The organism is Streptomyces sp. NPDC007157 (assembly GCF_040634235.1).
GTDB lineage: Bacteria > Actinomycetota > Actinomycetes > Streptomycetales > Streptomycetaceae > Streptomyces.
The window spans coordinates 1-22,849 of record NZ_JBEYFE010000045.1 but is presented as its reverse complement, the minus strand read 5'-3'; the positions used below and the strand labels follow the sequence as shown (position 1 = coordinate 22,849).

The window sequence follows — 22,849 nt, the reverse complement described above, 5'->3', positions numbered from 1 at the left end:
AACTCGGCCGCACTCGCGGATCTTTAGCTGAGGCCCTCGATGGTGGTGCGGACCTTGGCGATGATGTCGTCGGGGACGGGGGCGTAGTCGATCGTGGAGAGGACCTTCTGGCCGTCCTCGGAGGCGATGTAGCGCAGGAACGCCTTGGTCGCCGGGAGGGTGTCGGCCTTGTTGCCCTTGTCGCAGACGATCTCGTACGTGACCAGGGTCATCGGGTACGCACCCTCGGCCTTGGTCTTGTAGTCCAGCTGCAGCGCCAGGTCCTTGCCGGTGCCGACGATCTTGGCGGCCGCGATGTCGGCGGTGGCGGACTCGGTGGACGGGGCGACCGGCTTGCTGGCACCCGTGTCGATCGAGACGGCCTTGACGCCGTCCGAGACGTAGGAGAGCTCGAAGTAGCCGATGGCGCCGGAGGTCTGCTTGACCTGCTGGGCGACACCCGCGGACTGCGGAGCGGACTGGCCGCCCTTGGCCTGCCAGGCCTTACCGCCGGAGTACTTCCAGTTGCTCGGGGTGGCGGCGATCAGGTACTTGGTGAAGTTGTCCGTCGTACCCGACTCGTCCGAGCGGTGGAACGCCTGGATCTTGAGGTCGGGGAGCTTCGCGTCGGGGTTCAGCTTCTTGATCGCGGCGTCGTTCCACTTGGTGATCTTGCTGTCGAAGATCTTGGCGATCGTCGGCGCGTCCAGGACCAGGTTGTCGACACCCGGGACGTTGTAACCGAGGGCGATCGGGCCGCCGACCATCGGGAGGTCGATGCCCTGGCCGCCGGAGCAGATCTTCTTGGAGGCGGTGACCTCTTCCGGCTTCAGCGCGGAGTCGGAACCGGCGAAGGCGACCTGACCCTGCGTGAAGGCGGTCACACCGGCGCCGGAGCCGGAGCCCTTGTAGTTGATCTGCACACCGCAGGCCTGGGAGAAGGCCTTCACCCAGGCGTCGATCGCGTTCTTCTGCGCGGAGGAGCCGTCGGCGAGCAGCTGGCCCTTGGCGTCGTCGCACTTGATGGAGCTGGCGTTCGCGGAGGCCGAGGAGGTGCTCGAACCGCTGCCGCCACCGTTGTCGTCCGAGCCGCACGCCGTCAGGGCCAGGGCGCCGGAGACAGCGACAGCACCGAGAGACAGGGCGCGCAGCCGGTTCTTGCGCTGAAGCTTCACTTTCGGGAGTTCCTTCCAGAGGCGCCACCTTCGGCGGCGTGCGAAGTAGTCGTGATGGGTGAGGGCCTCCTGACTGGTCATTTAGGACCGCCCACCGCATCGGGTACGGCCGAAATTAGGCAGAACAGGTGAAGCCGCCGATGGCCATAGGTAAACGGAGGGTGAACCCCTGCCGTCGACCCGGTTAGGTCACGGAACGCTCACGGTGAGGGCACGCGTGGGTTCCGACCGCCGGGTTACGCGAACATTTATTCGCCGTTCGCCATCACAGCCGTTACGACGTCACAGCGTTCGTTACACCGCACGGGAACCCGTGTGCGACGGACGCCGTCTCGTCCCACGAAAGCCGACGAAAGGCACGGGCATGGAACGGCGTACCTTCATATCGGGCGGGGCGGCCGCCCTCGCGGCGACCGCACTGACGGGGTGCAGCTCCGGCGGCGCCACCGCGTCCCACACGACCGGCGCGCCACTCGCGTCCACATCCTCTCGTACGGCGTTGAAGACCACCAGCGCAGCGGCCGCGGCCAACTGGACCGCCCTGGCCCACGCCCTCGACGGCACCCTGGTCCGCCCCGGCGACGCGAGCTGGGCGACGGCGCACCAGCTCTACAACACCCGCTTCGACGGACTGAAGCCGTCCGCGGTGGCGTACGTGGCCCACGCGGACGACATCCGCACCACGCTGTCGTACGCCCAGGCCCACGGGCTGAGGGTCTCGATCCGCAACGGCGGCCACTCCTACGCGGGCTACTCCTCGGGCGACGGCCGCCTGATCCTCGACGTCTCCAAGCTCAACCGCATCCGGGTCAGCGGCGGCACGGCGGTCGTCGGCGCCGGCTCCAAGCTGATCGACGTCTACCGCGGCCTCGCCGCCAAGGGCGTGACCATCCCGGCGGGCTCCTGCCCCACCGTCGGTGTCTCCGGCCTGGTCCTCGGCGGCGGCCACGGGGTCGCGTCCCGCGCGTACGGCCTGACCTGCGACAGCCTCACCCGGGCGACGCTGATCACGGCGGACGGCACCCAGGTGGTCGCCGACGCGAGCACCAACAAGGACCTCTTCTGGGCGCTGCGCGGCGCCGGCAACGGCAACTTCGGCGTCGTCACCGAGCTCCAGTTCAAGACCCACCCCACCCCGCAGGCCGTGACCGCCTACCTGACCTGGCCCTGGTCGAAGGCCGCGCAGGTCCTCAAGGCCTGGCAGGAGTGGGGCCCCTCCCAGCCGGACGAGATCTGGTCCTCCCTGCACCTGGAGAACTCGGGCAGCGGCCCGCGCGTCTCCGTCGCCTGCTTCTCGATGGGCACGTACGGCGAACTCCAGAACGCGGTGGACGCCCTCGCCCACAAGGCGGGCGCCAACGCCTCCTCCGTCTCACTGCGCCGCCACGGCTACGAGGAGGCGATGGAGAGCTACGCCGGCTGCTCCTCCTTCGCCACCGAGCCCCAGTGCCACCTGCCCGGGTCCACGCCGGGCCGCTCCACGGCGGGCAGGCTGGGCAGGGAGACCTACGCGGCCCGCTCCGACTTCTTCGACCGCTCGCTCTCGGCGGCCGGCATCCAGACGGCCCTGCGGCAGATCGGCGCGGTGCGCGGCGGCGCCGGGAGCATCGCCTTCACGGCGCTCGGCGGCGCGGTGAACCGGGTCTCCCCGACGGCCACGGCGTTCGTGCACCGGCGGTCGCGGATGCTGGCGCAGTACATAGTGTCGTGGGGAGCGGGGGGCACCGGCGCCTCGGGCCAGGCGTGGCTGAACGGGGCGCACACGGCGATGAAGCCGTACGCCTCCGGCGCGGCTTATCAGAACTACACGGACCCGACGCTGGCCGACTGGAAGAAGGCGTACTACGGGGACGCCGTGACCCGCCTCGGCAAGGTGAAGAAGCAGTACGACCCGGAGCGGTTCTTCTCCTACTCGCAGGGGTTGTGAGAGCACTTCGGCCGCGGGCGCGCGGGGGCTGGTCGCGCAGTTCCCCGCGCCTCTTACGGGGCGCTGCCAGCCGCGTCCTACTCGGCTGCGGGCGATCGTGCCGCAGGGCGGCACGGGTGGGCGCAGCGGCACTCTGCAAGCGCCGGTAAGCGCCCCGCACCCCCACCCGGCTACGCCGCCAGGTCTCGTTCCTCCGGGTCCATCGGCGTACGAGTTCCCGGCACCAACCCCACCGTCACCGATCGCCCCCGCACGATCCACCCCACCCTCGGCGACCCCTCCACCGCCTTCATCACCGGCGTCAGCACAGCCGTGGCCAGCGGAGACAGCAGGAGCACGACCGCCGTGCCGAGGGCGAACCCCCCGACCACGTCCGTCGGGTAGTGCACCCCCATGTACACCCGGCAGAACCCCTCCACCAGCGCCAGCCCTATCCCCGCCAGCCCGAACCTGCGGTTCGCGATGAACAGCCCGACGCCCAGGGCCATGGTGATCGTCGCGTGGTCGCTCACGAACGAGTAGTCGGTCTTGCCGGAGACCAGGACGTCGAGCCCCTGGTGGGTGAGGAACGGCCGGGGCCGCTCGACGAAACCACGGATGGGGACGTTCACGAGGACGGCGATCGCGGCGGCGAGCGGCGTCCACACCAGCGCGGCCATCGTGCCCGCGGTGTCCTCGTCCCCCCGGCGCCGCACGGACCACCAGCAGCACACCACCAGCAGGACCATCGCGACCAGCAGCCCGTACTCCCCGACGAACTCCATGGCCCGGTCGAACCAGTGCGGTGCGTCCTTGGCCAGGCCGTTGATGTCGTAGAGCAGGTCGACGTCGGGGTTGGATCCGGATTCGGCGAGTACAGCCATCGTGCCTGCGGCCCCTTCGTCGTCGTCCCGGACGCACCTCGCGTGCGCCGCTCGCTGCCACCCCCGTGGTCGGCTACGTCAACAGGAACGCACGGTCCCCATCACTACGTTCCATGTTCCACCGAATGATCACGCAGACGTTATCGAAGAGAGACACAAAGCCCCAGCTCAGGGGGTGGGTTATACGCTCCGTTCACACCGTGGTGGGCAGCGCTTTCGCGCCATCCTCGGTGACCCGGGTGGCCCCGAAGTAGTCGGCGCCGTCGATGGGGTCGAACCGGATGACCGCCCCGGTGTACGGCGCGTCGATCATGTACCCGCCGCCGACGTAGATCCCCACGTGGTGGATGGCGCGGGAGTTGGAGAGGTCGGTGGAGAAGAAGACCAGGTCCCCCGGGAGCAGCTCCTTGCGCGAGGGGTGCGGACCGGCGTTGTACTGATCGTTGGCGACGCGTGGCAGCGTGATCCCCACACTCGCGTACGCCGCCTTGGTCAGCCCCGAGCAGTCGAACCGGCCGCGGTCCTGAGCTGTGCCGTTGCCGCCCCAGAGGTAGGGGGTGCCGAGCTTGTTCTGGGCGTACTCGATGGCGCCGGCGGCCTGCTTGGTCGGGGAGAGCCGGCTGACGGGCGCGGCGAAGCTGTCCGCGAGGGTGGTGATCGTCTTGACGTAGTTCTGGGTCTCCTTGTAGGGCGGCACACCCTTGTACTTGATGACCGCGTACGCCCCCGCGTTGTAGGCGGCGAGCATGTTCTCGGAGATGTCGCCGGGGACGTCCTTGACGTACGAGGCGAGCTGGCAGTCGTAGGAGGCGGCCGACGGAATCGCGTCATTCGGGTCCCAGACGTCGCGGTCCCCGTCGCCGTCGCCGTCGATGCCGTGGGTGGCCCAGGTCCCCGGGATGAACTGAGCTATCCCCTGCGCGGCCGCCGCGCTCTGCGCCTTCGGGTTGAACCCGCTCTCCTGGTAGAGCTGCGCGGCCAGCAGGGCGGGATCGATCGCGGAGCACAGGTTGCCCCACTTCTGCACGAGCGTGGAGTAGGCGGCCGGTACGGCTCCCTTGGCCAGTGCCTTGCCCGCGCCGCCGGCGCCGTTGAGGAGGTTCCCGGCGACGACGTACACGCCGACGACGAGCAGCATGACGAAGCTCAGCCCGACGCCGACCGTCGCGCCACCGATCACCCATACTTTCCGCACGCCCCAACCCTCCCCCATGTCAGGGCTGTTCAACGCCATTTCGGCGGAGAGTGGCGCTATTTCACAGCAGGACGGCGCACATGACGCCGTCTCACCCGGCTAAGGCTTCCTTGTACAGCTCGCCGGCCTCGCTCCCGAGCACGACACTGTAGGACGTGTCGGCGGTCGAACCGCCCTGCTCGTGCCCGCCCAGTACCCCGACCACCTCATGGTCCCCGTTCACCCAGGGACTCCCGCTGGTGCCCCCGGTGAACTCGGGACAGTCGAACCGCTGCTGGGTGGTGCTGTGGGCGACGGGCTTGTTGGTGCAACTTATGGGCACCTCGCGGGAGTCGGGATACCCGGTGACGGTCACGGCGGTGGCCCCGGTTTCCATGCCGCTGACGAACCGATTGGCCCCGGTCACCTCCTCGACCCTCTTACCGCCCAGCTCGTCCACGACGGCGAAGGCCACGTCGCTGTCCTCGTCCTGCCCCTTCGCCCACCCGTCGGGCAGGTACCGCTTCCCCACCTTCCACACCCCGTACGGCGCCTGGCCGTCCCGGTAGCCCGGCACGAAGACGAGCCCGGTGGTGTCGTCGCCGTCGACGCAGTGCGCGGCGCTGACGATCAGGTCCCGCTGCGGGCTGTGCACGACGGAGGCGGTGCAGAAGTGGTTGCCTGCCAGGCTCCCGGCCTTGTCGGCGCCGAACAGGGCCCCGACCCGCGCGCTCTCCGCGGTCGGCCCGACCACCGCGGTCACCTCGAACGGCCCGGGCCCGTCGTCGGCGGCCGCCACGGAGGCCGAGGTGGCGGCGAGCACGGCCGCCGCCCCGAGCGCGACACGGCGCGTGACGGAAGAGATGCGTGAGGTGCGCTTCATCAGCCCCCACTGTGTCCCACGAAGGTGAGAAACGGTTCCTCACTTGACTGAGATTTCTCTGTGAACCACCTCGGCGGCCCCGGTGGCATCGGCGGTCCGCCGTGGAACGGGTGCCGTTGCCCGCCAGGGCCGTAAGTCTGCCCTCGCACTCCTGGGAACCTGCCCGTCCTTCGTGCGAACGTGAGGTGATTGGTTCGCCGTTGATCGCCGGAGGATGACGTATGGGACTGGCTCGTGACAAAGGCCCCGCGACGAAAGAGGGACAGGCTCCCCAGCGGCCGCGAGTGACTCCCGCGTTCGCCGGAACGGCCGTGCAACGGATGCTGGATCTGCAGAGCCAGGCCGGGAACAAGGCGGTTACCGAGATGCTGGGACGCCCCGGGCACCCAGGAGCGCAGGACCGGCACCAGCACGGTCCCGCATGCGGGCACCGGTCGCAGAACTCTCCGGTCCAGCGTTCCCTGAACAGCGGCACCGTCGCGCGCGCCGCGGAGGAGGACGGACACGTCCACGGCGAGGTGCGGGACACCAGTCCGGAAGGACAGAGCGCCCTGCTGGCCGCCGCCATGAACTCGTCGAGCGAGTCCTTGCCTTCGTCGGTCGTGGCGAAGGCCGGGGCGTTCTATCAGAACGACGGATTCTCCTCCACCCGCGTGCACCGTGACGCGGTGGCCCAGCGTGCCACGGCGGCACTGGGGGCCCAGGCCATGACCGTCGGCAACCACATCTTCCTCTCCGCGGGGGCGGCAGGTGACGAGAGGCTGATCGGGCACGAGCTCAGCCACGTCGACAAGAACCTCAAGGGCCTGCCCGAGACGGGCCACAGCAACGGCGCCGGAGTCACCGTCACCGACCCGAGGCAGCACTCCGAACAAACCGCGGAGCGGGACGGCAACGCCTACGCCTCAGGTCGGTCCACCGCCCCCTCCGCCGTCGCCCAGCGCGCGGTGGCGCACGGCTCGCACGACACCGTCCAGCGGATGCCGGGGGAGGAAGAACGGCCGCAGGGGGGCGGGAGCCGGATCGCCCTTCAGGATCAGGCGCCGGGACTCAGCGCCGAGGACCACATCGCGTCGCTGCCCGAAGACAGCGACCAGGAGGTCTATCTGAAGCGCGGTGTGACGCCCACGCAGAAGAAGTACCTCGTGAAGGAGATGATCCGCGGCTCGTTCATCAGCCTCCCGAAGATGCTCCAGGAACCTGACGAGCACGCCACCAAGCCCGATCCCGAGCACGTCAAGGGGTATGTGAACCAGAATCGCAACGAGGACACCGCGAAACTGATCGAATTCTCCACGGACGCCAAGATAGCCGCCCAGTTCGCATCGGAATCCCGGTTCGGATATGTGCTCACCATCCGGATCAAGCGGAAGTATCTGGCGAAGGGTGCCACCGGCGGCGAGAACGGCTGGATCGCGAAGCAGGGTGCGCCGTACGAGATCGTCGCGGTCGACCAGCGCGACTCGACGAAGGAAGGGGTCGTCCCGCTGACCGAGGACGAGCTCCGTGCGGCGGCCAAGAAAGAGGAGATGGCCGAGTTCCTGCTCAGTGTCCAGGACACGGCAGCGCTCGCCACCCACCTCGGTCAGTTCCAGGGGCCGGAGAGGGCCGCGGAGATGCGGAGGGTTCTTGCGCTCCGGACGTCGGAGCTCAAGGACTAGGCAGCCGCGACGAACCTGACGGACAAGCGCGACCGGCCCGCTCAGAACGTCGTGGTCATCCCGCCGTCGACCGCGATCGTCTGGCCCGTGATGAAGGACGCCGCGTCGCTCGCCAGGAAGACGACGATGCCGGCGATCTCGGCGGGGCGGCCCCAGCGGCCCAGGGCCGTGCGTGTGCGCAGCCACCGTGCCCACTCCGGGTCCTCCGCCAACTCCGCGTTGACGTCCGTAGCGAAGGTGCCCGGTGCCACCGAGTTCACCGTCGTGCCGCTGGGTCCGAGGTCGGCCGCCAGTGCCCGGGTCAGACCGTCCAGGCCCGCCTTCGCCGTGGCGTAGGCGACGTCCCCGGTGCGCCCCAGCTGGCCGACGACCGAGGAGACGTTGATGATCCGGCCCGGGATGCCACGCGCGGCCAGACCCCGGGCCACCGTCTGACTCAGCGCGTACGCGGAGGTCAGGTGGACGTCGAGGAGCGCGGACAGCTCGTCAGGGGTCATCTCGTGGACTCCGCGCCGGTCGCGGTGGCCCACGTTGTTGACCAGGATGTCGATCGCGCCGAGCGCGTTCACCGTCTCCTCGGCGGCCGCACGGTCGGTGACGTCGAACGCCGCGCCCACCGCGTCGAGACCGTCGTCGCGGAGCCGCCCGGCCACCGCCTCCAGCGTCGCCGGGTCACGGCCGTTGAGGATCACCCGCGCGCCGGCGCCCGCCAGTCCCCGGGCCATCTCCAGGCCCAGTCCGCGCACGGAACCGGTCACCAGGGCCGTGCGCCCGTCGAGCGCGAAGTCCACGCCACCGCTCATCCGGCCACCTCCCGGAGAACCGTCGTATCCGCCGTATCCGTCGTATCGGGTCACCGTATCCGGCGGGTGCGGACGGACCGACGGGCGTCCGGGTAGTGGGCGCGGGGGTGCCGGGCGCCGTCACACGGCCTCGACCCCGAGCGGCCACGTCACCCCCGTCATCTCCTCCGACAGCGTCCACAGCCTGCGGGCCGCCGCCGGGTCGCTCGCCGCCGGACTGCGGCCGGCCAGGGCCGGCGCGCCCCGCATCCCGCCCATGCCGTCCGGGCCGACGTAGCTGGCGCCGGGCAGGTCCTGGGTCGCCGCGTACAGCGTGGGGAGCGCGCCGGCGCGGTCGTCCTGGGCGACGAGGAGGTTGCCGAGGCGCATGCCGAGCCGGGCCACCGGGCTGGCGGTGTGGCTCTGGAGGTTGGTGGCCGCGTAACCGGGGTGGGCGGCCAGCGCGCGCACCGGGGAGCCGGCCTCCGTCAGCCGGCGCTGGAGTTCCAGGGTGAACAACAGATTGGCCAGTTTGGACTGGGCGTAGGCGCGGGTCGGGTTGTAGGTGCCGCGCAGATTGACGTCGGCGAAGTGGATCACGCCGTCGCCCCCGCGGTGCAGCCCGGAGGAGAGCGTCACCACCCGGTCCGTGAGGTGCGGCAGCAGCAGGTTCGTCAACGCGAAGTGGCCCAGGTGGTTCGTGCCGAACTGCATCTCGAAGCCGTCCTTGGTGGACTGCTCCGGGAGCATCATCACGCCCGCGTTGTTGATCAGAAGGTCCAGCGGGCCGTCCCAGCCCGCCGCGAACTCCCGTACCGAGGCCAGGTCCGCCAGGTCCAGGCGGCGCACCTCCGTACTGCCGTTCACCCGCGCGGCGGCCGTGCGCCCGCGCTCCGGGTCCCGTACCGCGAACACCACCCGCGCACCGGCCCGGGCCAGCGCGTCCGCGGCGGTGAAGCCGATGCCGCTGTTGGCACCGGTGACCACGGCCGTACGGCCGGAGAGGTCGGGGAGGTCGGATGCGTTCCATGTGCCGGTCTTCTTCGCCATGCCCGCCAATGTAGGCGCCGACAACAATGCTGTCAATGACAACAAAGCTGGCACCGCCAACATCCGGGTTACGATGACCTTCATGCCGCAAAGCCGCCCCTACCACCACGGAGACCTGCGCGCCGCCCTGCTCGCCAGCGCCGAACGCACCCTGCGCGAGAAGGGAGCCGCCGCGCTGTCCCTGCGCGAACTGGCCCGCGACATCGGCGTCAGCCACGCCGCACCCGGCCGGCACTTCAAGGACAAGCAGGCCCTGCTGGACGCGCTCGCGCTCAGCGGGTACGACCGTCTCAACCAGGGCCTGGAGTCGGCGGACGATCCGGACGCCCCCCTCGAACCACGCATCGTCACGCTCGCCCGGACCTATCTGGCCTTCGCCGTCGAGAACCCCGAACTGCTGGAGCTGATGTTCTCCCGCAAGCACGACCCGGACATCTCCACGCCGCTGGCCGAGGCGGTCGACCGCTCCATGGGCTCCTTCGTGCGACTGCTCGCCGACGCCCAGCAGCGGGGCGAGATCGTCGACGGCGACCCGGAGCGCATCACGCTCGTCGCCGCCTCCGCCATCCACGGCCTGGCGGCCCTGGTCGCCAACTGCACGCTCCCGGCGGACGAGGCGCTGGCCGGCCTGGACGATCACGTCCATCTCCTGCTGCACGGCCTGAAGCCCCGCTGACAGCTCGGTACGCCCCGATCAACGCGCATTGAGTCACCGCCTCCAGCGCCCTCCAGGTCAATCGGACCCCAACTTCCGGCCATCCGCGCCCCAATGATCAGTAAGCCCCGGCCGTCCTTCAGTAACGCGGAAGTCAGGATTCCGAAACCCACCTTGTTGTCGCGTACTGAACAACGCGATGGTCGTCGCGGGCCGCCGCCCCCACCGGCAACCACACCGGTGGCCCCCACCCGCAGGCCTCTGTCCCCCTCTCCCAGGAGGCTGTACCTTGCGTACGACCACCCCCAACACCCCCCACATACGCGGCAGATGGCGCCGCGCCGGCTCGGCAGCCGCGGCCACCGCCGCCCTGCTCGTCGCCGGGCTCGGCACCGCGGCGCACGCCACCGCGGCCACCGCCACCACGACCCACGAGGTCAGCGCCAAGGCCATCGCCGCCCAGGTCGCCAAGGCCCATGTGCAGTACGAGAAGGCCGACTGCGGTGCCACCCCGAAGAAGGGCTTCGCCGCGTGCGACGCCCTGCGGGTCACCGGCGGCACCACCGCCTTCATGGAGAAGCAGGCCGCGCTCAAGGGCGTGACGCCGAAGACCGTCAAGCCGAACGCCGCCTCCGACTCCCCCACCGGATACGGCCCTTCGGACCTGCAGTCGGCCTACGGCCTGGCCTCCGCCGCCGCCTCCAACGGCTCGGGCGAGACCGTCGCGATCGTCGACGCGTACGACGACCCGAACGCCGCGGCAGACCTGGCGACCTACCGCTCGTACTACGGCCTCTCCGCCTGCACCACGGCCAACGGCTGCTTCAAGAAGGTCTCCCAGACCGGCTCGACGACCTCCCTCCCCACCGCCGACAGCGGCTGGGCCGGCGAGGAGTCCCTCGACCTGGACATGGTCAGCGCGACCTGCCCGAACTGCAACATCCTGCTCGTCGAGGCCAAGTCGGCCTCCGACGCCAACCTGGGCACCGCGGTGAACGAGGCCGTCAAGCTGGGCGCCAAGTTCGTCTCCAACAGCTACGGCGGCAGCGAGTCCTCGTCCGACACGACGTACGACACCTCGTACTACAAGCACGCGGGCGTGGCCATCACCGCGAGCGCCGGTGACGAGGCCTACGGCGCCGAGTACCCGGCCGGCTCCCGCTATGTGACCGCCGTCGGCGGCACCGCCCTGAAGACCTCCTCCACCAGCCGCGGCTGGACCGAGAGCGTCTGGAAGACGTCCAGCACCGAGGGCACCGGCTCCGGCTGCTCCGCCTACGACGCCAAGCCCACCTGGCAGACCGACACCAGCTGCACCAAGCGCATGATCGCCGACGTGTCGGCGGTCGCCGACCCGGCCACCGGCGTCTCCGTCTACGACTCCTACGGCGACGACGGCACCGGCTGGAACACCTACGGCGGCACCAGCGCCTCCTCGCCGATCATCGCCTCGGTCTACGCCCTGGCCGGCACCCCGGGCAGCAGCGACTACCCGGCCGAGTACCCCTACGCGGCGGCCGGCACCTCCGCCCTGAACGACGTGACGAGCGGCAACAACGGTTCGTGCTCCACGTCGTACTACTGCACTGCCAAGTCGGGCTACGACGGCCCGACCGGCTGGGGCACCCCGGAAGGGACCGACGCCTTCACCGGCTGAGCCCCGACCGCAGGACCTCCCCGTCGGGTCACGGGGAGCCGCCACCGTGAGGGGGACGTGGGGTCCCCTCGGCGGCACGCAAAGAGAAACGGGTCACGGCAGCCGGCCGTGGCCCGTTTTTCGCAACCCTGGACACCTTTGCAACTCCATTGAAGTGTCTGTGAGTTGAGTCAAGCAACCGTCACCCGCAGGACAACGGGCGGCCATCGACGGGTCACACGAACGCCCCGTTCGGCAATGCGGAAGTCATGATTCCTGAAGCCTCTTGTTGTCGCGTACTCAACAAAGGATTCTCGTCGCGCACCACAACGCACCAGATCGCACCCGCACCGCCCCTGTTCCTCCCCCCATACCGGAACTCAGGAGGCTGCACGCATGCGTTCCACTCCCCCCAACAGACCGTCCATACGCGGTGGCTGGCGCCGCATCGGCACGGCGGCGGCGGCCACGGCCGCGCTGCTGCTCACCGGATTCGGCACCGCCGTCCAGGCCGACGCGGCATCTTCCGTCTCCTCCGCCAAGGTGACCTACACCGCGGCCCCCTGTGCCACCCCCAAGCACACGGGCGAGCTCGCCTGCAACTCCTACCGCGTCACCGGCGGGCTCACCGCCTACCAGAAGCAGCAGGCGGCGAAGACCGGCGTCACCCCCAAGGCCGCCGACGCCTCCACCCCCTCCGGCTACAGCCCGACCAACCTCCGGGCCGCCTACGGCCTGACCTCCGCCGCCGCCTCCAACGGCTCGGGCGAGACCATCGCGATCGTCGACGCGTACAACGACCCCAACGCCGAGACCGACCTCGCGACCTACCGCTCGTACTACGGCCTCTCCGCCTGCACCACGGCCAACGGCTGCTTCAAGAAGGTCAGCCAGACCGGCTCCACGACCTCGCTGCCCTCGTCCGACGCCGGCTGGTCCGAGGAGATCTCCCTCGACCTCGACATGGCCTCCGCGATCTGCCCGAACTGCAACATCCTGCTCGTCGAGGCGACCAGCGCCACCATGGCCAACCTGGGCACCGCGGTGAACGAGGCGGTCACCCTGGGCGCGAAGTTCGTCTCCAACAGCTACGGCGGCAGCGAGTCCTCGTCCGACACCTCGTACGACTCCTCGTACTTCAACCACACCGGCGTCGCCATCACCGTCTCCGCCGGTGACGAGGGCTACGGCGCCGAGTACCCGGCCGCGTCGAAGTACGTGACCTCGGTGGGCGGCACCAAGCTCTCCACCTCCTCCACCACCCGCGGCTGGACCGAGACCGTCTGGAAGACGTCCAGCACCGAGGGCACCGGCTCCGGCTGCTCCGCCTACGACGCCAAGCCCACCTGGCAGACCGACACCACCTGCACCAAGCGCATGATCTCGGACGTCTCCGCGGTGGCCGACCCGGCGACCGGCGTCTCCGTCTACGACTCCTACGGCGTCACCGCCGGCTGGTACACCTTCGGCGGCACCAGCGTCTCCGCGCCGATCATCGCGGGCGTCTACGCCCTGGCCGGCACCCCGTCCAGCGGCTCCTACCCGGCCAAGTTCCCCTACAGCTATGCCGGCACCTCGTACCTCAACGACGTGACCAGCGGCAACAACGGGACCTGCACCACCTCGTACTACTGCACCGCCACGACCGGTTACGACGGTCCGACCGGCTGGGGCACCCCGGAGGGCGCCACGGCCTTCGCGGGCTGAGCATCCGTCACCGACCCAGTGGACCCCGGCATCGGCCGGGGTCCACTGGCCTTTTCCCCATGACTACCGTGAGAACATCGTCTCGACCCCTCACCCGACCGGCCGCCATCGAACGTGCCAGGTCATAAAGGGGGTCAACGACGGAACCACACGACAGGTTCCGCTCAGGCCTCATTGCCCGGCGTGACCTGCCGTGATACACAGAGTGACCGTACGAGCCTTTCGTACGAAACCCGCCAATCGATGACGTCAAGTCGACATACTCCGGCGACGTTTTCGGCGAGAATGATGCGTGACCTCTGCACCCGGCAGAGGCGAACGGAACTACCCACCAGGGGCGGTGACTTACGTGTTCTATGCGGCCGACAAGGGAGACATCAACACCATCATCGGCGGGATCGCTCCGGACTGGGGCCCCTTCGGCAGCCTGGGCAACGAGGCGAAGACGATGATCCAGGTGGTCATGGCCGTCGCCATCCTGCTCTGCCTCGGCATCGCCGTCTGGGGCGCCGCCAAACAGCGCATCGGCGCCACGGCCCTCCGTGACACCTTCAGTGCCGAACAGGGCAAGGGCCTCATCATCGCCGGACTGACCGGAGTCTTCATCATCGGCTCACTCGGCACCCTGTTCACGATCGTGTACGGCATGGCCGTCTAGCCAATCTGCACCTCCCTTTCCCCCGCTCCGAGGTTGCGTTTCCCTGATGTCGAGTCACCACACCGCGCCCGCGCGGGAACCAGCACGGCTACCGTCGTACTGCTACGCGTTCCGGTACGACGTGGAGGGGGAGTACGCGGCATGAGCCTCGGAGACGAGCCCGGCTACCCGGAGACGGGCCACACCCGCACCCGCCTGCCCGAGAGCGACCCGTACGGCGGCGCGTCCCGCCGCGGCGGCCGCTCCTCGTCCAGAAGCCTGGTCACGGTCGTCGGCGTGGTCGTCCTCCTCATCGCGGCGATCGCCTTCGCGAACAGGGGCGGGGACGGAGACTCGTCCTCAGCGACGGGCACCGCAGGCGGCAACGGGAGCCGGCCGACGACTTCGTCAACGGCGGCGAGCGGTACAAAGCCGGTGGAGACAAAGAGCGCCGAGGGAATCCCGACGGGCTTCGCCCACAGCACGCAGGGGGCGCAGAGTGCGGCGGCGAACTACTCCGTTGCACTTGGCTCGACCGACATGTTCGCCTTGGCCAAGCGGCACGCGCTCGTGAACACGATCTACGCCCCTGACGTCGCCGCGAGCAGACAAGCGGGGCTGGACAGTGCCTATTCCAGCGCGAAGTTCCTCACGAACATCGGCCTTAACAACGACGGCAGCGCACCGGCCGGCGAGACCTTCATCTCCCGGGTCATCCCGGTAGGCACGAAGGTCACCGCGTCCAGCACGGACACCGCCACGGTCGCGGTCTGGTACACCTCGCTCTTCGGACTGTCCGGCGCGGCCTCGACCAATCCGGTGACCGAGAGCTGGTACACCACCACCTACGAACTGACGTGGGTCGACAACGACTGGAAGATCACCGACTTCCAGCAGAAGGACGGACCGGTCCCTGTCGGTCGTGACCAGCAGGCCTCCACCGCCGACGACATGACTAGGGCCGTGGAGGAGTTCGGAGGGTTCACGTATGCGCGTTAGCCATCGTTTCCTCAAAGTCGGCGCGATCCTCGGCACCCTTCAAACGGCCGCGGTGCTGCTGGCAACCCATGCCGTCGCCGCCCCCTCGCCCTCCGCCACTCCGTCCCCGACGGCGAGCAACGACGCCTGCGACCTTATTCGCGGTCCCGCGAAGGACTACTGCGAGAAAGGCAGCGGCGGCGGCACCGGTGGCTCCACCACCGACCCCCTCACCTCCACCCTCGACCCCCTCTCCTCGCTTGCCCAGGGGTGTGCCAAGGCTGCCTCCTGGACCGTCGACAAGCTCAGCGACGCCGTGAAGGAGACCGCGAACGTCGACTTCACGAACGAGAAGTTCCTCCAGCAGTACGCCGTCGTCTTCGCCGCGTCGACGATCCTCACGCTCCTGCTCTGGCTCCTGGCCGTCGCCAAGCGCGCGGTGCGAGGCGTCCCCCTCAGCACCGCCATCTCCGAAGCCGTCGGTTTCCTCTGGCTGACGGTGCTGGCGTCCGCCTTCACGCCCCTCATCCTCTACACCGTCGTCTCGGCCACCGACGGCGTCACCGACGTCCTCGCGAAGACCACCGGCAACCAGACGGACACGTTCTTCGGCACCTTCTCCGGCGCCCTCGGCAAGGGCGACGACATCGGCGGCGGCCCGATCATGCTGATCGTCGTCTCCCTGGTGAGCATCCTCGCCGCCGGAGTGCTGTGGCTGGAGCTCGTCATCCGGGCCGCCCTGCTCTACGTCGGCGCCCTCCTCGGCACCGTCGTCTACGCCGGCCTCGTCGACAAGAACCTGTGGGGCCACGTCCGCCGCTGGGCCGGCATCATGATCGCCGTCATCCTCGTGAAGCCGGTCATCGTGATAGTGCTCGGCCTCGCCGGCGCCCTGTCCTCCGACGGCGGCCCCGACGCCTTCTCCGCCGTCGTCTCCGGCCTCGCCATCATCCTGCTCGCCATCTTCGCCAGCGCGATGATCTACCGCTTCGTCCCCGGCTTCGGCGACGAGATCGCGGCCGGCCGCAGCAACCGCATCATGCAGGGCGCCGAGGGCAAGGCCGCCGCCGTCATCAGCAGCCCCGCCAACCTGGTCGCCCAGGGCATCAGGACCCACAGCGCCCGCACCGACAACAACGGCGGCGGAGGCGGAGGCCAGGCCTCCGGCTCCTCCGGTGCCCGCCCGTCCAACCCGGCCTCGGGCGGCGTCGCCGCGCACAGCACGCGCGGCTCGAACGGTGGTGGCGGCGGATCTGTCCCCTCCGCCGCACCCGCACCCCGCGCGCCCAGCCCGATGAACACCCCGCACGCCGGCAACACCCGCAACAACAGCTCGGGAGGTGAAGGGCGTTGACGACCGAGTCCCATCTGTCCCATCCGGTCACGCCCCGCCGTACGTATCTGATCGGCCGCGCCCGGCCGAACGCGATCGTCGGCCGGAACCGTGAATCCGGCGAGATCGTGCTGATCATCGCGGGCGCGTTCCTCGGCATGATGTGCGGGCTCCTCGTTCCGGTCCTCTCCCTGCGGATCGTGCTGCTCATGGGCTTCCCGCTGCTCGCGCTGGCGGCGGTCTACGTGCCGTACAAGCGCCGTACGTTCTACAAGTGGTTCGAGATCAACCGCAGTTTCAAGCGCGCTCTCCGCCAGGGCACGGTCTACCGTTCCACGGCCGCCGAGGCCGGCACCCGGATCGACGGCCGTGAGGTCGAGATCGGTCCCCCACCCGGTATCGGCCGGATCAGCTGGCTCGCCGCCCCGTTCGGCCCGGACGAGATCGCCGTCCTGCTGCACGCCGACCGCAAGACGGTCACCGCCGCCATCGAGATCGAGGGACCCGGCGTCGGCCTGCGCGACTCCGAGGACCAGGAAGCCCTCGTCGACCGCTTCGGCACCCTCCTCAAGCACGTGGCCAACGGCGACGGCTTCGTCACCCGCCTCCAGATGCTCGCCCGCACCCTCCCCGCCGACCCCGACGCCCACGCCAAGGACGTCGCCCAGCGCGGTGACGAGAAGGCCCCGGACTGGCTGTCGCAGTCGTACGAACAGCTCCAGTCCATGGTCTCCACCAGCAGCGAGCAGCACCGCGCCTACCTCGTCGCCTGCATGCACTACTCCCGTGAACTGGCCGCCGAGGCCCAGGCGATGGCCCGCGCGGCCCGCCCCCAGGCCGGCCGCAAACTGGACCGCGACGCCGGTCTGGCGGTCGTCATGGCCCGCGAACTCACCGACATCTGCTCCCGCCTCCAGGAGGCGGACATCCGCGTCCGCCAGCCCCTCGGCCAGGGCCGGCTCGCCTCCCTCATCCACTCCATGTACGACCCGGACCACCCCATCGACCACATCCAGGCGATGACCCAGCGCAACGCCTGGCCGGCCGAACTGGACGCCATGGAGCCGACGTTCCTCCAGGCCAAGACCCGCGAGTCGAGCACCCGCGCGCCCTGGTGCCATGCCACGGCCTGGGTGAAGGAGTGGCCGATGACCCCCGTCGGCGTCAACTTCCTCGCTCCTCTCCTCGTCCACACCCCGGACGTCATCCGCACGGTCGCCGTGACGATGGACCTCGAACCCACCGAGGTCGCCATCGAGCGCATGCTGACCGAGAAGACCAACGACGAGGCGGAGGCGTCCCGCGCCGCCAAGATGAACCGGACCGTCGACCCCCGCGACATCGCCGCCCACAACCGCCTCGACCAGCGCGGCGAGGACCTGGCCAGCGGCGCGGCCGGCGTCAACCTGGTCGGCTACATCACGGTCTCCTCCCGTACCCCGGAGGCCCTCAACCGCGACAAGCGCACGATAAGGGCGTCCGCCGGAAAGTCGTACCTGAAACTGGAGTGGTGCGACCGTGAGCACCACCGCGCCTTCGTGAACACACTTCCCTTCGCCACCGGAATCCGAAGGTAGAGGCTGATGCGCTGATGAGGGACCCGCTGTCCGTCCTCACCGAAGCCTTCACGTCCTTCCTGTTCGGGAAGGTCGAGACGACCCGCTCCCCGGTCCGCACCTCCACCGGCCAGGCCCAGGCGGTCTACCTCCCCACCGCCGCCCCCGGCCTGGGCGACTCGGGGGTGATCATCGGCCGCGAGGTGTACTCCGGCAAGGGCTACATCTACGACCCGTTCCAGCTCTACGGCCAGCAGCTCCCGGCCCCGCACTGGCTGGTCCTCGGCGAGTCCGGCAACGGCAAGTCGGCCCTGGAGAAGACCTACGTCCTACGGCAACTGCGCTTCCGCGACCGCCAGGTCGTGGTCCTGGACGCCCAGGGCGAGGACGGCGTCGGCGAATGGAACCTCATCGCGGAAGAGCTGGGGATAACACCCATCCGGCTCGACCCGACGGCGGCCCTGAACCACGGCATCCGCCTGAACCCGCTGGACCCGTCGATCACCACCACCGGACAGCTGGCGCTGCTCCGCACCATCATCGAGGTGGCGATGGGCCACGGCCTCGACGAACGCTCGGGCTTCGCCCTCAAGGTCGCCCACTCGTACGTCAACGAGACGATCCTGGACCGCCAGCCGGTCCTGATGGACATCGTCGAGCAGCTACGGCACCCCGAGCCGGAGTCCGCGGAGGCGATGAACGTCGCCATAGACGACGTACGGGCCTGGGGCCTGGACGTCGCCCTGGTCCTGGACCGCCTGGTCGACGGTGACCTCCGCGGCATGTTCGACGGCCCGACCACGGTCGGCATCGACCTCGACGCGCCCCTCATCGTCTTCGACCTCTCGCACATCGACCGCAACTCCATCGCCATGCCCATCCTGATGGCGATCGTCGGCGTGTGGCTGGAGCACACCTGGATCCGCCCCGACCGGAAGAAGCGCATCTTCCTGGTCGAGGAGGCCTGGCACATCATCAACAGCCCCTTCGTGGCCCAGCTCTTCCAGCGCCTGCTGAAGTTCGGCCGACGGCTCGGCCTCTCCTTCGTCGCGGTCGTCCACCATCTCTCCGACGTCGTCGACGGCGCGGCGGCGAAGGAGGCGGCGGCGATCCTGAAGATGGCGTCGACACGGACGATCTACGCCCAGAAGGCGGACGAGGCGCGCGCCACCGGCCGGGTGCTGGGCCTGCCACGCTGGGCGGTGGAGATCATCCCGACCCTCACCCCAGGCATCGCCGTCTGGGACGTCAACGGCAATGTCCAGGTGGTCAAACACCTGATCACCGAGACGGAACGCCCGCTCGTCTTCACCGACCGCGCGATGACCGAGTCGTCCGCCGACCAGCTCGCCGCCGCCGACGACGCCCTGCGCGCCGCCGAACTGGAGGCGGAGGAGCGAGCGGCGGCCTTCGTCGAACAGCACCTCGGCGACTCGGAATCGACGGTGGCGTAGGGAGAACCCGATCGTGAGACCGGACCCCCGGCAGGAGCGCGAACAGCAGAGCGGCGGCGGCATCCCCGACGGCCTGCTGATCGGCATACTCGCGTTCCTGCTCGGCATCACGGTGATGGTGTGGACGGCGACCGGCCTGGCGGCCTGGTTCTCCCACGGCGCCTGGCCGTCGACCGTCGACCTCTCCCACACCCCCCTCGCGATGCGCCACCTCATCGGCGAACCGCACGACATCACGGGCGCCTGGCCGGACACACCGTCGGCCCAGCTGTCGGGATGGGGCCTGTTCTGGGGCCTGTTCATCGGCCAGCTGATGATCCTGCTGGTCCTGACGATCTTCGTGATGGGCACGGCGGCCAGATGGCGCGCGGGGAGAAGGAGACGGGCCGCGGAGAAGCACGGGGCTGCGGCAACGCCGGTCCCGGAGCCACGCACAGAACCGGAACCGAGGCCGACACCGACCGTCCACGAGACGATCGCCCCGGAGACGATCGCCCCGGAGACCGTCGTCCTTGAGTCAACGGTCCCGGAAGCGGGAGTCGAACACGCGGCTGGAGTTCACACCGGCGCGGCCCCCGACGGCTTCTACGCTCACCCCTCTGCCAACGGGGCACGGATGGGTGGGTGGGCGAGAATCCACATCGCACCCAGGGACACCCGCCACACCGCCGCGACCCAGGCCGTCCGCGACGCGGCCGGCCCCAGCCTCGTCGTCACCTCGAACCCCGCCCTCTGGTCGGACACCAAGGACGCCCGGGCCAAACTCGGCCCGGTCCTCCTCTACGACCCGAACCACCTCTGCGACACCCCGGCCCGCTTCCACTGGTCCCCCACGGCCAACTGCGAGGACAAGCAGACCGCGGTTCTGCGCGCCCAGGCACTCCTCACCCCGGTGAAACCCACCGCCAAGATCGACCAGGCGGTCACCGACACGGCCGAGACCCTCCTGCGCAGCTACCTCCACGCCGCCGCCCTGGAGAACCGCACGGTCCGCCACGTCCACCGCTGGGCGCAGGGCACCGGCGTCCAGGACGCCGTACGAACCCTGCGCACCCACCCGAAGGCGGCGCCCGGCGCGGCCGGCGAACTCGAAGCCGCACTCACCTCCCACCCCGAACGCCGGGACATCGCACAGGAGTTGACGGCCCGGGCGCTCGCCGCCCTCTTCACGGTCAACATCCGCGAAGCCTGCACGCCCAACCGATCCGATGCCCTCGCGCTGGATTCCTTCGTGGCCGAAGGGGGCACGCTTTATGTGGTCGGTGAATCCATCGAGGACCCCAGGACCAACCCCGGCGCGATGCCCCTCCTGACGGCCCTCGCCTCCAGCGTGGTCGAGCGCGGCCGGCGCATGGCCGAACGGTCATCCTCCGGTCGGCTCGACCCACCACTGACCCTCGTCCTGGACGACGTCGCGGCCGTGGCCCCGCTCCCCCAGCTCCCCGACCTGCTCGCCACCGGCGTCGACCAGGGCCTGCCGACCCTGGCGCTGCTCCGCTCCCACGAACAGGCCCGTTCCCGCTGGCCGCACCGGGACCTGCCGGTCTGACCGAGCCCGTGGGCCGGTCACTCCAGAACGAACTCCACCTCGTTCTCCTTCTCGTCCTTGACGAACGGCAGGAGTACCCCGCTCGGCACGAACCCCGCCTTGCGGTAAGCCCCTTGGGCCCGCGCGTTGTCCTCGTGCACCAGCAGCCGTACCCGCTCGGCACCCCGTTCCCGCGCCCATGCCACACCGGCGTCGAACAGCGCCTTGATCAGCCCGCTGCCACGGTGCTCGGACCGCACGAACACCCCGACCACATGCCCTTGCCGCCGCTCGACCAGAGCCCCGGCCCAGTCCGTCGACCCGGCCTCCTCGACGAGCACGGTCACGCTCCCGGCCCATTCCCCGTCCGCCGCCTCGGCGATGAACTGCCGCGCACCGCTCAATTCCTCGGCCGACCGCGCCGCCCGCTCCTGGTAGAAGGAGTCCGGCCGGCCCAGGGCATCCTCGTAGGTCTCCAGGAACGCGATACGCGCCACCGGGTCCCGCAACGCGACCAGCCGCAGCCGCTTCACGTCCTCCCACTCCTCGGCCCGTATCGCACGAACAATGTAATCACCGCTGGTCATCGCACTCATACGGCCACGGTAGCCGTCACCGGCCGCCCCGCTCACCTTGTTTACGACGCTCGCCCGCTGTCAGTGCCCCCGCCTACTGTGGACGCCATGACGACTCTGCCGAACCGACCGAACACCGCCCTGCTGATCGTGGACGTGCAGAACGGGGTGGTGGACAGTTCCCACAACCGCGACGAGGTCATCGCCAACATCAACACACTGATCACCAAGGCCCGTTCCGAGGCGGTCCCGGTGATCTGGATCCAGCACTCCAGCGACGAGCTGAAGCCGGACAGCGCCCCCTGGCAGTACGTGCCGGAGCTGACCCGTGAGGAAGCCACCGAGCCCCTCGTCCACAAGCGCTACGGTGACTCCTTCGAGGACACCGAGCTGGAGTCCGTGCTGGCCGAACACGGCGTGGGCCGCGTGGTCGTCACCGGCGCCCAGACCGACGCCTGCGTCCGCTCCACCCTGCACGGCGCGATGGTCCGCGGTTACGACGCGACCCTGGTCGGCGACGCGCACACCACGGAGGACCTCACCGCGTACGGGGCGCCGGCGCCGCAGCTGGTCATCTCGCACACGAACCTCTACTGGCAGTGGCAGGAGGCCCCGGGCCGAAAGGGCGGCACGGTCGACACGGCGGACGTGACGTTCTAGAGATCTTCAACGGCTGAGGTCACGGCGGTTGGAAGTCGAGGCCGGTCTTGGCGAGGAGGCCCTCGATGAGACGGGGCGGTACCGCATCCCAGGGCCTGTCTGACGGGTCGCGTCACCGACCCCGTACCCGACAGCCCTGTCACCCGAATGGCGCAACATGACGTGCCACCCGGATGGGTGAAGATCAAAATGGCTAGTGCCCCAACCGCGGCAATCCGTGAAAGGGAAACCACATGCGCATTCGACGAATCCTCGCCGCCGTCATCGCCACGGCAGCCCTCGCCGGACTCGGCCTCACAGGCGCCGCCGCCGCCACCGCCGCCAGCCTCACCCCGGGTGAGTGCGAGCAGGGCGGCGGAGTAGTCAATTGGGCGAACAACACCTGCAAGGGCGGTTCGTTCGACGGGCAGATGGTCGACTAGACCCCACTAGGCGCCCCGCAGCCACGCGCTGCGGGGCGCTTCCGCGTGAGCGTCAGCCGGGAGAGCCGGAGGGACCATGTCCATAAACGCAGAAAGGCCCACGCCATAACGGCGTGGGCCTTTCCTAAAATTTGTTCGGCGGTGTCCTACTCTCCCACAGGGTCCCCCCTGCAGTACCATCGGCGCTGTAAGGCTTAGCTTCCGGGTTCGGAAT

General features: G+C 69.5%; 20 protein-coding genes and 1 rRNA gene. 13 read left to right on the top strand and 8 right to left on the bottom strand.

All coding sequences use genetic code 11. The features are described from left to right. Positions 1-23 precede the first annotated feature (23 nt). Positions 24-1,154 carry a phosphate ABC transporter substrate-binding protein PstS gene (gene pstS / locus ABZ642_RS44080; protein ID WP_360496716.1) on the bottom strand — a complete coding sequence of 377 codons (1,131 nt, stop codon included), beginning with the start codon at positions 1,152-1,154 and terminating at the stop codon, positions 24-26. Positions 1,155-1,518: 364 nt separating this feature from the next. Here pstS and ABZ642_RS44075 point away from each other — a divergent pair, with 364 nt between their 5' ends. Next, positions 1,519-3,081 carry an FAD-binding oxidoreductase gene (locus tag ABZ642_RS44075; protein ID WP_360496629.1) on the top strand — a complete coding sequence of 521 codons (1,563 nt, stop codon included), beginning with the start codon at positions 1,519-1,521 and terminating at the stop codon, positions 3,079-3,081. Between the two features lie 170 nt (positions 3,082-3,251). Here the strand turns inward: ABZ642_RS44075 and ABZ642_RS44070 are convergent, their stop codons facing one another. The 3 genes from ABZ642_RS44070 to ABZ642_RS44060 all read right to left on the bottom strand — a co-directional run bounded on the left by ABZ642_RS44070 (position 3,252) and on the right by ABZ642_RS44060 (position 6,001). Then, the gene (locus ABZ642_RS44070; protein ID WP_360496626.1) at positions 3,252-3,944 is read right to left on the bottom strand and encodes a phosphatase PAP2 family protein; all 693 of its coding nucleotides are present in this window, start codon (positions 3,942-3,944) and stop codon (positions 3,252-3,254) included. 193 nt (positions 3,945-4,137) lie between these two features. Then, the gene (locus ABZ642_RS44065; protein ID WP_360496623.1) at positions 4,138-5,157 is read right to left on the bottom strand and encodes a bifunctional lytic transglycosylase/C40 family peptidase; all 1,020 of its coding nucleotides are present in this window, start codon (positions 5,155-5,157) and stop codon (positions 4,138-4,140) included. A 73-nt stretch (positions 5,158-5,230) separates the two neighbouring features. Beyond that, positions 5,231-6,001, bottom strand: coding sequence for a trypsin-like peptidase domain-containing protein (locus tag ABZ642_RS44060; protein WP_360496620.1), 771 nt, complete (start codon positions 5,999-6,001; stop codon positions 5,231-5,233). A gap of 320 nt (positions 6,002-6,321) precedes the next feature. Here ABZ642_RS44060 and ABZ642_RS44055 point away from each other — a divergent pair, with 320 nt between their 5' ends. Next, positions 6,322-7,662 carry a DUF4157 domain-containing protein gene (locus tag ABZ642_RS44055; protein WP_360496617.1) on the top strand — a complete coding sequence of 447 codons (1,341 nt, stop codon included), beginning with the start codon at positions 6,322-6,324 and terminating at the stop codon, positions 7,660-7,662. 41 nt (positions 7,663-7,703) lie between these two features. Here ABZ642_RS44055 and ABZ642_RS44050 read toward each other — a convergent pair whose 3' ends face one another. After that, the gene (locus tag ABZ642_RS44050; RefSeq protein WP_360496614.1) at positions 7,704-8,465 is read right to left on the bottom strand and encodes an SDR family oxidoreductase; all 762 of its coding nucleotides are present in this window, start codon (positions 8,463-8,465) and stop codon (positions 7,704-7,706) included. A gap of 120 nt (positions 8,466-8,585) precedes the next feature. Further along, the gene (locus ABZ642_RS44045) at positions 8,586-9,494 is read right to left on the bottom strand and encodes an oxidoreductase (RefSeq protein ID WP_360496611.1); all 909 of its coding nucleotides are present in this window, start codon (positions 9,492-9,494) and stop codon (positions 8,586-8,588) included. A gap of 73 nt (positions 9,495-9,567) precedes the next feature. Between ABZ642_RS44045 and ABZ642_RS44040 the strand changes: the two genes are divergently transcribed. The 9 genes from ABZ642_RS44040 to ABZ642_RS44000 all read left to right on the top strand — a co-directional run bounded on the left by ABZ642_RS44040 (position 9,568) and on the right by ABZ642_RS44000 (position 20,999). Beyond that, complete coding sequence (locus ABZ642_RS44040; protein ID WP_360496608.1) at positions 9,568-10,170, top strand: TetR/AcrR family transcriptional regulator; 603 nt, start codon at positions 9,568-9,570, stop codon at positions 10,168-10,170. 268 nt (positions 10,171-10,438) lie between these two features. Further along, positions 10,439-11,806, top strand: a complete 1,368-nt coding sequence (locus ABZ642_RS44035) for a S53 family peptidase (RefSeq protein WP_360496605.1) — start codon at positions 10,439-10,441, stop codon at positions 11,804-11,806. Between the two features lie 375 nt (positions 11,807-12,181). Next, positions 12,182-13,492 (top strand): S53 family peptidase, encoded by a 1,311-nt coding sequence (locus ABZ642_RS44030; protein WP_360496602.1) that lies wholly within the window; start codon positions 12,182-12,184, stop codon positions 13,490-13,492. Between the two features lie 349 nt (positions 13,493-13,841). Beyond that, a complete protein-coding gene (locus ABZ642_RS44025; protein WP_351328461.1) occupies positions 13,842-14,150 on the top strand; it encodes a hypothetical protein in 309 nt (102 codons plus the stop codon). A gap of 141 nt (positions 14,151-14,291) precedes the next feature. Further along, on the top strand, positions 14,292-15,128 hold the full coding sequence (locus tag ABZ642_RS44020) for a hypothetical protein (protein WP_360496599.1): 837 nt from the start codon (positions 14,292-14,294) through the stop codon (positions 15,126-15,128). Further along, a complete protein-coding gene (locus ABZ642_RS44015; protein ID WP_360496596.1) occupies positions 15,118-16,461 on the top strand; it encodes a hypothetical protein in 1,344 nt (447 codons plus the stop codon). Before ABZ642_RS44020 ends, ABZ642_RS44015 begins: the two co-directional genes overlap by 11 nt. Next, positions 16,458-18,017, top strand: coding sequence for an SCO6880 family protein (locus tag ABZ642_RS44010; protein WP_360496593.1), 1,560 nt, complete (start codon positions 16,458-16,460; stop codon positions 18,015-18,017). The genes ABZ642_RS44015 and ABZ642_RS44010 overlap by 4 nt, the downstream gene beginning before the upstream one ends. A 14-nt stretch (positions 18,018-18,031) precedes the next feature. Continuing rightward, positions 18,032-19,450, top strand: a complete 1,419-nt coding sequence (locus ABZ642_RS44005; RefSeq protein ID WP_360496590.1) for an ATP-binding protein — start codon at positions 18,032-18,034, stop codon at positions 19,448-19,450. A gap of 13 nt (positions 19,451-19,463) precedes the next feature. After that, a complete protein-coding gene (locus ABZ642_RS44000; protein WP_360496587.1) occupies positions 19,464-20,999 on the top strand; it encodes a type VI secretion protein in 1,536 nt (511 codons plus the stop codon). Between the two features lie 17 nt (positions 21,000-21,016). On the opposite strand, the gene ABZ642_RS43995 is transcribed toward ABZ642_RS44000, so the two are convergent. Further along, positions 21,017-21,565, bottom strand: coding sequence for a GNAT family N-acetyltransferase (locus tag ABZ642_RS43995; protein ID WP_360496713.1), 549 nt, complete (start codon positions 21,563-21,565; stop codon positions 21,017-21,019). Positions 21,566-21,661: 96 nt separating this feature from the next. Between ABZ642_RS43995 and ABZ642_RS43990 the strand changes: the two genes are divergently transcribed. Next, positions 21,662-22,213, top strand: coding sequence for an isochorismatase family protein (locus ABZ642_RS43990; protein ID WP_360496584.1), 552 nt, complete (start codon positions 21,662-21,664; stop codon positions 22,211-22,213). A 233-nt stretch (positions 22,214-22,446) separates the two neighbouring features. Beyond that, a complete protein-coding gene (locus ABZ642_RS43985; protein ID WP_360496581.1) occupies positions 22,447-22,635 on the top strand; it encodes a hypothetical protein in 189 nt (62 codons plus the stop codon). Between the two features lie 133 nt (positions 22,636-22,768). Here the strand turns inward: ABZ642_RS43985 and rrf are convergent. Beyond that, positions 22,769-22,849 (bottom strand): 5S ribosomal RNA (gene rrf, locus ABZ642_RS43980); the annotation flags it as partial.